An 11,524-nucleotide genomic window follows, 5' to 3' on the forward strand; every position below is an offset into this window, starting at 1 on the left:
TCGGACGGCCGCTCATTACCCATGGGTTACCCAGCCTGGACAGGAACGACCCCGCCACGTCCACCCCGGGCCAGAACCCTGGCCAGACACTCCACCACCTCTGGCTGATAGTCGTGTCCGGTGCCCAGTCGCAGCCGCTCCAGGGCCGCCAGTGAGCCGCCCGGGTGACCGCTCCCGCCGGCGTGCCCGCAGAGGTCCTCGTACGCGTTGACCGTGCGCACGATCCGGGCGGCTACGGGCTGCTCCCGGTACGGGTCCGCCTGCCGCTCCACCACCACCGCGACCTCGGCCGGCACTCCCGTCTGGCGGGCCACCTCCCCGCCCAGCTCGGCGATCCTGCGGGCCTCGGCGGCGGGCAGCTCGGCGGTGGCCCCCGCCGGGACCGGGTCGACGAGGGAGAGCTGCCCGATGTCGTGCATCAGGGCGGCGTACTCCAGCACCGTGAGCTCCCGCTCCGACAGGCCCAGCTCCCGGCCCACGGCGCAGCTCAGGGCGGCGACCCTGCGGGCGTGGCCGGGCCGGGTGTAGCCGGCGACCTCGGTGGCGCGGGCCAGGGAGGTGATGGTCTGGCGGTAGGTGGTGCGGATCGCGGCGATCCGGTGGAAGGACAGCTGGGTCAGCAGCAGCGGCAGGCTGAAGACGGGCACCGCCCACAGGCCCGCGCCGGCCACGCCGAGGGCCATCACGACCCCGGTGGCGCAGATCGCCGAGCCGATGCCGAGCTGGGCGCGCAGCTCGTCGCGCAGCAGCGGACCGTACGGCCAGCCGGTGCGGGCCCCGGCGAGCGCGGCGGCGAGCACGGCGTCGCACAGGGCGGTCAGGCCGAGCAGGAGGAGCAGGAAGAGGACGAGGTACGGGCCCTGCCCGACCCGGTCCTCCAGCCGGCCGGAGTTGTACAGGGGCTGGAAGCAGGCGGCGGCGAAGGTGACCGTGAGGACCCGCCGGGTCAGGTGGTCCAGGGCGGGCCCGCGGCCGCGGGCGATGTGCGGGACGATCCCGACGAGGGCCGCGGCGACGACGACCGCGACGATCTGGAGGACTCCGTGGTGGGTGGGCCGCCCTGCGGCCTGGCCGAGCAGGGCGTACGCGAGGGCCCCGGCGGAGCCGAGCGGGGCGGTCCGGTGCAGGGCGGTGCCCGCCGTGCCTGCGGTGCCTGCGGTGCCTGCAGTGCCTGCAGTGCCTGCAGTGCCTGCGGTGTCGCTGCCCACGTCCCGGCGGGCCAGCTCTCCGATGACGATCAGGGCGCCGAAGGCGAGGGCGGTCCCGGGCTCGACGAGGCCGGTCCACAGGGTGTGCCCGAGGGCCACCGCGATCAGCCCCCCGGCGGCCCCCCGCACCGTCCACGAGGCCCAGGCCCTCACCCGGCACCGCCGCCCGGGCGGTCGGCACCCGGGGTGCGGACGGGCCGGGGCGGCCGGGCGGCCGGGGCGGTGTCGGGACCGGGGCGGGCCGCGGAGTCGTCCCGTATCTGCGCCGGGAGCGCGGACAGCGTCGGCCCGCCGGAGATCACCTGGAGGTCGTCGTCGGAGGTCACCACCGGGTGCCAGCCCCGTCGGCCGATGGCGCCGACCAGGGCGCGGACCATCGCCGGGTCGAAGTGCGCGCCGGCGCAGCGTTCCAGTTCCGCCAGCGCGGTCGGCACCGGGCGGGCCCGGCTGTAGGAGCGCGTGGAGGTCATCGCGTCGAAGGCGTCGGCCACGGCCACCACCCGGGCCAGTACCGGGATCTGCTCTCCGGTCAGGCCGTACGGATAGCCGGATCCGTCGACCCGTTCGTGGTGGTGCAGGATCGCGGACCTGGCCTCCCCCAGGAAGCCGATGCCGCGCACCATCTCGTGCCCGTATTCGGGATGCAGTTCGATGACGCGGCGTTCCTCGGGGGTCAGCGGCCCGTCCTTGCGCAGCAGCCGGGTCGGGACGCCGAGTTTGCCCACGTCGTGGAGGATCCCGGCGATGCGGACGACTTCGAGCCGGTCCTCGGCCATGCCCAGCTCGCGGGCGATCATCGTGGAGGCCTGGCCGACGCGCTCGCTGTGGCCGCGGGTATAGCGGTCCTTGATGTCCACGGCCTGGACGAGCGCCCGGATCGTGGCCTGGTGCGCGGCGCGTTCGCGGTGGTACTGGGCGAAGACCCAGCAGGAGATGTACATCGGCAGCAGGACGAGCAGCGCTGCCGGGAGTCCGTACGGGCTGCGCCACATGACGGCCATCATCAGCCCGGCGAGGCCGTGTACGCAGTGCGGGGCGAGGGACCGCGTGAGCAGTCCGCGCCAGGCGGTGGCGGCGGGCCGGCGCTCGGCGGCGGCCAGGACGCCCCCGTCGAGGGCGGTGAGCACCAGGCAGAAGGCGGCGGCCGCGGCGGCCGCGGGGAGCACCACGTACGGGAAGTCGGCTACCCAGGCGGGCGGGTCGGACCCCCCGAGGAGGCTCCCGCCCAGCGCGGCCGGGCCGCGCAGCAGCCCGTACGCCTGCCCGGCGGCCCAGGCGGCTATGGACTGCTGGGCCGCGTGCCACACCCGGCGTACCCCCGCGGGCCGCTGGACCACCGTCCCGGCCAGCCCGCCCGGCAGCGCGATGAGCGCGGCGGCGGCGGGCGGCAGCAGGAAGACGGCGGCGAGCACCACGGGGAAGAAGCAGCCGAGCCCCTCGGGCACCCGCCTGCCCAGCAGCGGGCAGACCTTGACGAGTTCGCAGCCGAGGTAGAGAAGGGTCATCAGACCCACGGACGGCCAGGGGGTGGCGGGATCCGCGAACGCGGGGGCGACGCACAGTACGGCGCCGAGGACGGCGGCGAGGATGTAGGCGCGTGCCGCCGACGGAAGTACCCGCATGCGCTCTCCTCCCCTGTGCCGTGGAAGCCGGGTACCGAATCACACCAGTACCGAAAGGGGAGACTAAGTGGGGCCGCGGGCGAGGCGGGCCACATTTCCGCATTGCGCCATGCGGAGGCCCCCGGATTACCACCTTCGGGTGAAGGAAAGGCCCTTCCGGGGGCGGACGTTCGCGTGCGATTCAGCCGGCCGCGGGTCCTGCCGCGGCAGGACCGGCCGTGATGTCGTGATCGGGAACGGCCTGTCCCGAACGGATCAGTTCGATCCGGCCCATCACCTTCGACCGCAGGTCGCTCGGCACGTCGTCCGACCCGCAGCACCGCTTGACCAGCTTCTTCACCGCCTGCTCGAGGCCGTACTTCTCCAGACACGGATTGCACTCGCCGAAGTGCGTCTCGAACTTCGTGCAGTCCGTGTCGGGCATCTCGTGGTCCAGGAACTCGTAAAGGTGGTCCAGGACCTCAGAGCAATCCGTCTCGTGCGGCTCTCCGCAGCTCATGAGCCCGAGCCTTTCAGGTCGTTCGACTCTCCCGCGCCGGCAGGAACCAGCCCGCGCTCACGGGCGTAGTCCTCCAGCATGCCGCGGAGTTGACGGCGGCCACGGTGCAGCCGCGACATGACCGTACCGATCGGTGTACCCATGATGTCCGCGATCTCCTTGTACGCAAAGCCCTCTACGTCGGCAAGATAGACCGCGATGCGGAACTCCTCCGGAATGGCTTGCAGGGCTTCCTTCACATCCGAATCGGGCAGGTGGTCGAGCGCCTGCGATTCGGCGGAACGCAGCCCGGTCGACATGTGCGACTCGGCGCGCGCCAACTGCCAGTCCTCGATCTCCTCCGCGGCGCTGCGCTGGGGTTCGCGCTGCTTCTTGCGGTAGGAGTTGATGAAGGTATTGGTCAGGATGCGGTAAAGCCAGGCCTTCAGGTTGGTGCCCTCGCGGAACTGGTGGAAGGACGCGTACGCCTTCGCGTACGTCTCCTGGACCAGGTCCTCGGCGTCGGCCGGATTGCGCGTCATGCGCAGCGCGGCCGAGTACATCTGGTCGAGGTAGCCGAGGGCGTCCCTCTCGAAGCGCGCATTGCGCTCCGGGGTCGTTTCCTCCGCGTGGCCTTCGTCGGTCCCAGCGACAGGACCCACCTCCTCCGACTGCGTGGCGACTCCGAAAGCGGACCCGCTCGAATCGGAGAATAGTCGACCGTCCCGGTCCGCCGCCGCCCGAAGCGAGCCGCGCTTGGGCCCGGGCAGCACCGTCCAGTCCAGGTCAAGGGCCTGCGGACGGTTCTGGCTGATGACCTGGGTCATGCGCTCCCACTCCTCCGACGATTTACCGTACGTACGACATCCGGGACAACAGAGAGGCCGGGCCCCGCATTCCCGGGCGGGCGAGGGGTTGCGGCCCCTTCACGGCCGGAGCCGGGCGAGCCAGTCCCCGACCGCGCCGGTGAGCCGGGCGAGGGCCTCGTCCTGGGTGAGCCCGGCCTTCTTCGGCACCGCGAAGCCGTGGTCCCCGTACGGGATCTCCACCAGGGCGTGACCGCCCCCGGGGAATTCCTCCGGTCGGCCGAACGGGTCCCGGCCGCCCTGCACCACCAGAGTGGGGCGCCCGGCGCCGAGCAGCTCCTCGGCGCGGGACTTCTCGGGGCGGCCCGGCGGGTGCAGCGGGAAGGCCAGCGCCAGCACGCCGGCCGCGCCCAGTTCGACGGCGGTCCGGCAGGCCACCCGCGCCCCGGCGCTGCGTCCGCCCGCGACCACCGGCAGGCCCGGCTTCGCCAGCACCGGCCAGAGCGCCCGCCAGCCCTCGTCGAGCACCTTGGGCGCGGCGGCGACCTTCTTCCCGGCGACCCGCCAGGGCTGTTCGACCAGGGCCACGGTGATCCCCCGGGCGGGCAGGGCCTCGGCCAGGGCGCGCAGGTCCCGGGCCTCGATGCCGCCGCCGGCGCCGTGGCCGACGGCGAGCACGAGCCGCGGCTCGCGGGCGGGGTGCCAGGTGACGCGGGCCTCGCCCGCCGGGGTGTCGACGCTCTCGGTGGTGGTCATGGGCCGATCATGCCGGGCGGCGGGCCCGCGGGGCGTGCGTCAGAACAGCGTGCCCTCTTCCGGCGCGGCCAGTTCCTCCAGCAGTTCCGGGCCGTTGTTGCGGACGTTGCTGACGGCGGTGGACACCGGGTGGGCGCGCATCAGGCCGCCCGGCGGCGGCGCGAGCAGGTCCCGCAGCGCCCCGTCGGTGTCGGTGTTCGCCGGGTCCAGCCAGGCGTCCCAGCGGTCCGGGGTCAGCATCAGCGGCATCCGGGGGTGGATGTCGCAGAGCGAGCGCGGCCCCTCGGCCGGGGCGACGCCCAGCGGTCCGGTCTCTGCCTCCGTGGTGATCACCGAGCAGGTCGCCCACCAGGCGAGCGGGTGCTCGTCGGGCAGGGTCCGGTCGCGCCAGAACTCGTATATCCCGGCCATCGCGAAGACGGAGCCGTCGGCGGGCAGGACGAAGTACGGCTGCTTGCGGGCCCGCTTCTTCTTGCCCTCGACCTCCAGCTGCCGCTCGTCGTGGGCGGTGACCCACTCGTAGTACCCGTCGGCGGGGACGATGCAGCGGCGCTGGGAGAACGGGCGGCGGAAGGACGGCTTCTCGTGCACCGTCTCGGCCCGGGCGTTGATCATCCGGGCGGCGCCGTCGGGGTTCTTGGCCCAGGACGGGACGAGCCCCCACTTCAGCACCCGGAGCTGGCGAACCGGACGCGGGCTCGGCGCGTCTTTCAGGGGGCGGTCCAGGACGACGTGGACCTCCTTGGTCGGGGCCACGTTCCAGTCGGGTGCCAGGCTCTTTGCCGGCTCCCACTTCTCGATTCCGAAAAGCTCCACCAGATCCTCGGGTCCACGGCTCGCTGCATACCTTCCGCACATGGCTGCCACACTGCCATGGCACCCGACCACCCCCGCAAGGAGTCCGCCAGATCATGGACAGCAGCACCACCGCCGGTCTGTGGGACCGGCTCACGGGCATACAGGCGGCGCCCGACCGATGGCTGGTGATCGCGACGGGGCTGGCCGCGCTGGCCGCCGTGGGCCCGCGCCCGCTGTGGCGGCTCTCCCGCAATGCCGTGACCATCGCGCACGAGGGCGGCCACGGGCTGCTGGCACTGCTGACCGGGCGCGAGCTGCAGGGGATCCGGCTGCACTCGGACACCAGCGGGGTCACCGTCAGCCGGGGCAAGCCGTACGGGCTCGGGATGATCCTCACCGCCGCCGCCGGGTACACGGCGCCCTCGCTGCTCGGGCTCGGCGGGGCGGCGCTGCTGTCGGCGCACCGGATCACGCTGCTGCTGTGGCTGGCGACGGCGCTGCTGGCGGCCATGCTGGTGCTGATCCGGAACGCGTACGGGGTGCTGACGGTGGTGGTGACGGGCACGGCGTTCGTGCTCGTGTCCTGGCGGGCCGCGGCCGACGTCCAGGCGGTGTTCGCGTACGCGGTGGTGTGGTTCCTGCTGCTGGGCGGGGTCCGGCCGGTCTTCGAGCTGGGGGCGAAGCGCAGGCACGGCGGCGCGCCGGATTCCGACGCGGACCAGCTGGGGCGGCTCACCCATCTGCACCCCGTGGTGTGGCTGCTCCTCTTCCACGTCGTCGCGCTCTGCTCGCTGGTCGGCGGCGGACGCTGGCTGCTCGGACTCTGACCGCCCCCCGGGACGGCTTCGCGATCAAGATCTGCCTTCGTGGGTAGCCACTAAAGTGGGGGCCATGACCGAGACCTCCGCGCTCCCCGCCCTCTGGCCCGCCCCGCTCGCTGACGGCCGCATCCACGCCACCGTCGCCGTGCCCGGGTCGAAATCGGTCACCAACCGCGCCCTCGTGCTCGCGGCGCTCGCCTCCGAGCCCGGCTGGGTGCGCCGCCCGTTGCGCTCGCGCGATTCACAGCTGATGTCGGACGCGCTGCGCGCGATGGGCGTCGGCATCGAGGAGACCGTCTCCTCCGCCTCGGCCGGCGACGGCGCGGGCGGCGAGGCCTGGCGGATCATCCCGGCCGCCCTGCGCGGGCCGGCCACCGTCGACGTCGGCAACGCGGGCACGGTCATGCGCTTCCTGCCGCCGGTCGCCACCCTCGCCGCCGGCGACATCCGCTTCGACGGCGACCCGCGCTCCTACGAGCGGCCGCTCGGCGAGGTCATCAACGCACTGCGCGCCCTCGGCGCCCGGATCGACGACGACGGCCGGGGCGCGCTGCCCCTGACCGTCCAGGGCGGCGGGGCCCTGGAGGGCGGCACGGTCGAGATCGACGCCACCAACTCCTCGCAGTTCGTCTCCGCGCTGCTGCTCTCCGGCCCGCGCTTCAACCAGGGCGTCGAGGTCCGGCACGTGGGCACCAACCTGCCGTCGATGCCGCACATCCGGATGACGGTGGAGATGCTGCGCGCGGCCGGCGCCCAGGTGGACACCCCCGAGGCCGGCGGCGAGAAGAACGTGTGGCGGGTGGCGCCCGGCGCGCTGCTCGGCCGCGACATGGTCGTGGAGCCCGACCTCTCCAACGCGCAGCCCTTCATGGCGGCGGCCCTGATCACCGGCGGCACGGTCACCATCCCCGACTGGCCGCGCCGCACCACGCAGCCCGGTGACGCGCTGCGCCGGATCTTCACGGAGATGGGCGGCTCCTGCGAGCTGACCGACGCGGGCCTCGTCTTCACCGGCACCGGCAAGATCCACGGCATCGACGTGGACCTCGGCGAGGTCGGCGAGCTCACCCCGGGCATCGCTGCGGTCGCCGCCCTGGCCGACTCCCCGTCGACGCTGCGCGGTGTCCAGCACCTGCGGCTGCACGAGACGGACCGGCTGGCGGCGCTCACCAAGGAGATCAACGAGCTCGGCGGCGACGTCACCGAGACGGCCGACGGTCTGCACATCCGCCCGCGCCCGCTGCGCGGCGGCGTGTTCCACACGTACGACGACCACCGGATGGCGACCGCGGGCGCGGTGATCGGCCTGGCCGTGGAGGGCGTGCAGATCGAGAACGTGGCCACGACCGCGAAGACGCTGCCCGACTTCCCGAAGATGTGGGCCGACATGCTCGGGCATGCCCCGCGAGGAGCGGGAGCGTAGGGCCCGTCATGCGCAGGTACGGCAAGCACACCGACGAGGACGACATCCGTCAGCGCCCGAACCCCAAGGGCAACCGGCCCCGGACGAGCATCCGGCCCAAGCACGAGGACGCCTCCGAGGGCTTCGTCCTGACCGTCGACCGCGGCAGGCTGACCTGCCTGGTCGGGGACCGGACCGTCCACGCGATGAAGTCCAGGGAGCTGGGCCGCAAGGCCGCGGTGGTCGGCGACCTGGTCTGGATCGTCGGCGACCTGTCCGGCAAGAAGGACACCCTCGCCCGGATCGTGCGGATCGAGGAGCGCAAGTCGGTCCTGCGGCGCACCGCCGACGACGACGACCCGTACGAGCGCGTGGTCGTCGCCAACGCCGACCAGCTGGCCATCGTCACGGCGCTGGCCGACCCGGAGCCTCGGCCCCGGATGATCGACCGCTGCCTGGTGGCCGCGTACGACGCCGGGCTGGAGCCGCTGCTGGTGCTGACCAAGTCCGACCTGACCTCCGCCGACAAGATCCTGGAGATCTACTCGACGCTCGGCGTGAACTACGTCGTCACCAACCGCGAGGAACTGTCGACGGGCGACGCGGCCGCCAAGGTGCGCGAGCGCCTGGAGGGCCGGATCACCGCTTTCGTGGGCCACTCGGGTGTCGGCAAGACCACCTTGGTCAACTCGCTGGTGGCGCCGGACCGCAAGCGTGCGACCGGCGTGGTCAACGCGGTCACCGGGCGCGGCAGGCACACCACCACCTCGGCCCTGGCGCTGCCGCTGCCCGGGATGGAGGGCTGGGTCATCGACACCCCGGGCGTGCGCTCCTTCGGTCTCCACCACGTGGACCCGTCCCGGGTGATCCTGGCCTTCCCGGACCTGGTGGCGGGCACGGAGGAGTGTCCGCGCGCGTGCAGCCACGACGAGCCGGACTGCGCGCTGGACAAGTGGGTGGAGGACGGCCACGCGGACCCGGCACGGCTGTACTCGTTGCGGCGGCTGCTGGAGACGCGGGAGCGCCGCGAAGGCGACTGATCGGCGGTGGATGCCGGTTGATCGGCGGTTGGTCGGCGGTTGGTCGTCCCGCGGGGTTTGGCCGGGTTGGCTGAAGGTCATGTCTGGATGAACGCACCATCGCACCAAGTGACGCGGGGTCACGTGACGCGGGGAGGCATTCGACATGGCGTGGCTGCTCGTCGTGGTCGCGGGAATCCTGGAGACCGGCTTCGCGGTCTGCCTCAAGCTGTCCCACGGTTTCACCCGGCTGTGGCCGACCGTCGCGTTCGCGTGCTTCGCGCTCAGCAGTTTCGGGCTGCTGACACTGGCGCTCAAGAAACTGGACGTCGGCCCCGCGTACGCGGTGTGGACGGGCATCGGGGCCGCGGGCACCGCGATCTACGGCATGGTCTTCCTCGGCGATCTCGTGTCGACCCTCAAACTCGTCTCGATCTCGCTGGTCATCCTCGGGGTCATCGGCCTCCAGCTGTCCGGTTCGGCCCATTGAGCAGCCGCAGCAGCTCCCCGGAGCCCGGCTGTGCGGCCGGGGCTATCAGGTAGGAGAGCGCGAGGCGCACGGCCAGCTCGCACCGCTGCGCCGCCTCCCCCGACCCGAGCGCTCCGTCCGCCCGCTCGCGCACGGAGCGGACCAGCTCCGCGGGCCCCAGCGCCGGCACTCCGGGCCGGGCTCCCTGACCGGCCGGCACCGGCAGGTTCCCGTTCCAGCAGCCCGTCAGCATGGCCCGGACGAGGGGGCGCGCCCGGGCCGCCCGTACGGTCCACTCCGCGACCGCGGCCAGCCGCTCGGCGGTCGCGGCCGGGGGGCCCAGGGCCCGGTCCACCCCGTCGAGGTACCAGGCGGCCTCGCGCCGGACCAGGGCGTGACCCAGGCCCGCCTTGCCGGCGAACTCGTTGTAGAGCGTCTGGCGGGACACCCCCGCTGCGGCGGCCACCTCGACCATCCGCACGGCCGGCCAAGGGCGCGCCGAGAGGGCCGCTCCCGCGGCTTCGAGCAAGGACTCCCGGGCTGTCGGCATCGTCGCCTCCCCGCTTGACGTCCCCGCCAGAGTTGACGGACCGACAGGTCCTGTCAAGGGCGCGTCCCGGTCGCACCGTGGACGCCGTTCGCCGGTCCGCGCCGGTCTCGATACTGTTCTGGCATGCCCGAGTATGACGATGACCTGCGCCTTGCCCTTGAGCTCGCCGACGCGGCGGACGCCGCCACGATGCAGCGGTTCCGCGCCCTCGATCTGAGAGTCGAGACGAAGCCGGACATGACCCCGGTCAGCGAGGCGGACACCGCCACCGAGGAGATCATCCGGGCCGGGATCACGGCCGCGCGCCCCGACGACGCGATCCTCGGCGAGGAGTACGGCCTCAAGGGCAGCGGCCCCCGCCGCTGGGTCGTGGACCCGATCGACGGTACGAAGAACTACGTGCGCGGCGTGCCGGTGTGGGCGACGCTGATTTCGCTGATGGCCAAGGACACCGAGGAAACGGACGGTGTCTTCCGCCCCGTGGTCGGCGTGGTGTCCGCGCCGGCGCTGGGGCGGCGCTGGTGGGCGGCGCGCGGCCGGGGCGCGTACGCGGGCGGTGCGCTGGGCGGGACGACGGCGATCGGCGTGTCGAAGGTGGGCGGGCTGGGCGACGCCTCGTTCGCGTACTCCTCGCTCGGCGGCTGGGAGGAGCAGGGCCGGCTTGCGGGGTTCCTGGACCTGACCCGCGCGTGCTGGCGTACGCGGGGTTACGGGGACTTCTGGCCGTACATGATGGTCGCCGAGGGCTCACTGGACCTGTGCGCCGAGCCGGAGCTGAACCTGTGGGACATGGCGGCCATCGCGGTCGTGGTCGAGGAGGCGGGCGGCCGCTTCACCAGCCTGGACGGGGTGGACGGCGTACACGGCGGGAACGCGGCGGCCTCCAACGGGCTGCTGCACGAGGAGATGCTGGGGCACCTGCGGCCGCGCGCCTGACGCGCCGGGGGCGCGGCCGCGCGCATGCGAGTGTGCCGAGCGCGCCCCCTTGATGACTCTGCGTGCTCATGGGAATCTGAGACTCCCCCTGCTTGTGCGCTTGTGAATCTCTTCTCAAGTGCACCCCCCGGGCGGGGGGACTCACCCCAGGAGGTGGCTCTCTTCATGCTCGTCCGCGACGCCATGAGCACCGTGATCCTCACCCTCGGCCCCACTCACACCCTGCGTCAGGCGGCCTGCCTGATGTCCGGCCGGCGCGTCGGCGCGGCCGTCGTCCTCGATCCCGAACACAGCGGCATCGGCATCCTCACCGAGCGCGACATCCTCAACTCGATCGGCGCCGGCCACGATCCCGACCGGGAGTCCGTGGGCGCCCACACCACGAACAACGTGGTGTTCTGCACCCCTGACGCCACCGTGCAGGAAGCCGCCGAGGCCATGGCCCACGGCGGCTTCCGCCACCTGATCGTGCTGGAGAACGGCGGCCCGGTGGGCATCGTGTCCGTACGGGACGTCATCCGCTGTTGGGCACCGGCGCGGCGCCGCGCCGTACCGGCGTAGCCGACGACGGCGGGGGGGCGGCCCCCCCCCCGGCGGGGGCGCGCCCCCCCCCGCAAAACACACCAAACCAATGAATCGCCCACGGCGCGGAGCGCCGC

The 11,524-nt window shown here is 73.0% G+C and carries 13 protein-coding genes; 6 read left to right on the top strand and 7 right to left on the bottom strand.

All coding sequences use genetic code 11. The annotated features are described in order from the left end of the window. Positions 1-26 precede the first annotated feature (26 nt). From ACFWB8_RS24545 to ACFWB8_RS24570, 6 genes are all read right to left on the bottom strand, one after another. The gene (locus ACFWB8_RS24545; protein WP_385230915.1) at positions 27-1,361 is read right to left on the bottom strand and encodes an HD-GYP domain-containing protein; all 1,335 of its coding nucleotides are present in this window, start codon (positions 1,359-1,361) and stop codon (positions 27-29) included. Continuing rightward, positions 1,358-2,830 (bottom strand): HD-GYP domain-containing protein, encoded by a 1,473-nt coding sequence (locus tag ACFWB8_RS24550; protein WP_385230918.1) that lies wholly within the window; start codon positions 2,828-2,830, stop codon positions 1,358-1,360. Before ACFWB8_RS24550 ends, ACFWB8_RS24545 begins: the two co-directional genes overlap by 4 nt. Positions 2,831-3,011: 181 nt before the next feature. After that, positions 3,012-3,329, bottom strand: a complete 318-nt coding sequence (gene rsrA / locus ACFWB8_RS24555) for a mycothiol system anti-sigma-R factor (RefSeq protein ID WP_385230921.1) — start codon at positions 3,327-3,329, stop codon at positions 3,012-3,014. Beyond that, positions 3,326-3,970 carry a sigma-70 family RNA polymerase sigma factor gene (locus ACFWB8_RS24560; RefSeq protein WP_008741505.1) on the bottom strand — a complete coding sequence of 215 codons (645 nt, stop codon included), beginning with the start codon at positions 3,968-3,970 and terminating at the stop codon, positions 3,326-3,328. The genes rsrA and ACFWB8_RS24560 overlap by 4 nt, the downstream gene beginning before the upstream one ends. A gap of 264 nt (positions 3,971-4,234) precedes the next feature. After that, the gene (locus ACFWB8_RS24565) at positions 4,235-4,870 is read right to left on the bottom strand and encodes an alpha/beta family hydrolase (protein WP_385230924.1); all 636 of its coding nucleotides are present in this window, start codon (positions 4,868-4,870) and stop codon (positions 4,235-4,237) included. 39 nt (positions 4,871-4,909) lie between these two features. Beyond that, complete coding sequence (locus ACFWB8_RS24570; RefSeq protein ID WP_385230927.1) at positions 4,910-5,728, bottom strand: SOS response-associated peptidase; 819 nt, start codon at positions 5,726-5,728, stop codon at positions 4,910-4,912. 53 nt (positions 5,729-5,781) lie between these two features. Here ACFWB8_RS24570 and ACFWB8_RS24575 point away from each other — a divergent pair, with 53 nt between their 5' ends. The 4 genes from ACFWB8_RS24575 (at position 5,782) to ACFWB8_RS24590 (ending at position 9,400) form a co-directional block, all read left to right on the top strand. Beyond that, positions 5,782-6,495: a M50 family metallopeptidase gene (locus tag ACFWB8_RS24575; RefSeq protein ID WP_385230930.1), complete on the top strand. Its 714-nt coding sequence runs from the start codon at positions 5,782-5,784 to the stop codon at positions 6,493-6,495. 64 nt (positions 6,496-6,559) lie between these two features. Beyond that, on the top strand, positions 6,560-7,912 hold the full coding sequence (aroA, locus tag ACFWB8_RS24580) for a 3-phosphoshikimate 1-carboxyvinyltransferase (protein WP_385230933.1): 1,353 nt from the start codon (positions 6,560-6,562) through the stop codon (positions 7,910-7,912). Between the two features lie 8 nt (positions 7,913-7,920). Next, a complete protein-coding gene (gene rsgA / locus ACFWB8_RS24585; protein WP_385230936.1) occupies positions 7,921-8,931 on the top strand; it encodes a ribosome small subunit-dependent GTPase A in 1,011 nt (336 codons plus the stop codon). Between the two features lie 145 nt (positions 8,932-9,076). Further along, the gene (locus ACFWB8_RS24590; protein WP_385230941.1) at positions 9,077-9,400 is read left to right on the top strand and encodes a DMT family transporter; all 324 of its coding nucleotides are present in this window, start codon (positions 9,077-9,079) and stop codon (positions 9,398-9,400) included. Here the strand turns inward: ACFWB8_RS24590 and ACFWB8_RS24595 are convergent. Next, positions 9,366-9,929: a TetR/AcrR family transcriptional regulator gene (locus tag ACFWB8_RS24595; protein ID WP_385230944.1), complete on the bottom strand. Its 564-nt coding sequence runs from the start codon at positions 9,927-9,929 to the stop codon at positions 9,366-9,368. The two genes, ACFWB8_RS24590 and ACFWB8_RS24595, sit on opposite strands and share 35 nt — an antisense overlap. A 123-nt stretch (positions 9,930-10,052) precedes the next feature. On the opposite strand from ACFWB8_RS24595, the gene hisN reads away from it, so the two are divergent. Both hisN and ACFWB8_RS24605 read left to right on the top strand, forming a co-directional pair. After that, positions 10,053-10,865: a histidinol-phosphatase gene (gene hisN, locus ACFWB8_RS24600; RefSeq protein WP_385230947.1), complete on the top strand. Its 813-nt coding sequence runs from the start codon at positions 10,053-10,055 to the stop codon at positions 10,863-10,865. Positions 10,866-11,030: 165 nt separating this feature from the next. After that, a complete protein-coding gene (locus ACFWB8_RS24605) occupies positions 11,031-11,426 on the top strand; it encodes a cyclic nucleotide-binding/CBS domain-containing protein (protein WP_385230950.1) in 396 nt (131 codons plus the stop codon). Positions 11,427-11,524: the final 98 nt, after the last annotated feature.

Origin of the sequence: Streptomyces sp. NPDC060031, from assembly GCF_042736805.1 — a bacterium.
GTDB lineage: Bacteria > Actinomycetota > Actinomycetes > Streptomycetales > Streptomycetaceae > Streptomyces.

Excerpts from the sequence above, each read along its gene's own strand:
- ACFWB8_RS24570 (WP_385230927.1), bottom strand. The coding sequence starts at position 5,728 with ATGTGCGGAAGGTATGCAGCGAGCCGTGGACCCGAGGATCTGGTGGAG.
- ACFWB8_RS24565 (WP_385230924.1), bottom strand. The coding sequence starts at position 4,870 with ATGACCACCACCGAGAGCGTCGACACCCCGGCGGGCGAGGCCCGCGTC.
- ACFWB8_RS24595 (WP_385230944.1), bottom strand. The coding sequence starts at position 9,929 with ATGCCGACAGCCCGGGAGTCCTTGCTCGAAGCCGCGGGAGCGGCCCTC.
- ACFWB8_RS24550 (WP_385230918.1), bottom strand. The coding sequence starts at position 2,830 with ATGCGGGTACTTCCGTCGGCGGCACGCGCCTACATCCTCGCCGCCGTC.
- rsrA (WP_385230921.1), bottom strand. The coding sequence starts at position 3,329 with ATGAGCTGCGGAGAGCCGCACGAGACGGATTGCTCTGAGGTCCTGGAC.
- aroA (WP_385230933.1), top strand. The coding sequence starts at position 6,560 with ATGACCGAGACCTCCGCGCTCCCCGCCCTCTGGCCCGCCCCGCTCGCT.
- hisN (WP_385230947.1), top strand. The coding sequence starts at position 10,053 with ATGCCCGAGTATGACGATGACCTGCGCCTTGCCCTTGAGCTCGCCGAC.
- ACFWB8_RS24575 (WP_385230930.1), top strand. The coding sequence starts at position 5,782 with ATGGACAGCAGCACCACCGCCGGTCTGTGGGACCGGCTCACGGGCATA.
- ACFWB8_RS24605 (WP_385230950.1), top strand. The coding sequence starts at position 11,031 with ATGCTCGTCCGCGACGCCATGAGCACCGTGATCCTCACCCTCGGCCCC.
- rsgA (WP_385230936.1), top strand. The coding sequence starts at position 7,921 with ATGCGCAGGTACGGCAAGCACACCGACGAGGACGACATCCGTCAGCGC.
- ACFWB8_RS24590 (WP_385230941.1), top strand. The coding sequence starts at position 9,077 with ATGGCGTGGCTGCTCGTCGTGGTCGCGGGAATCCTGGAGACCGGCTTC.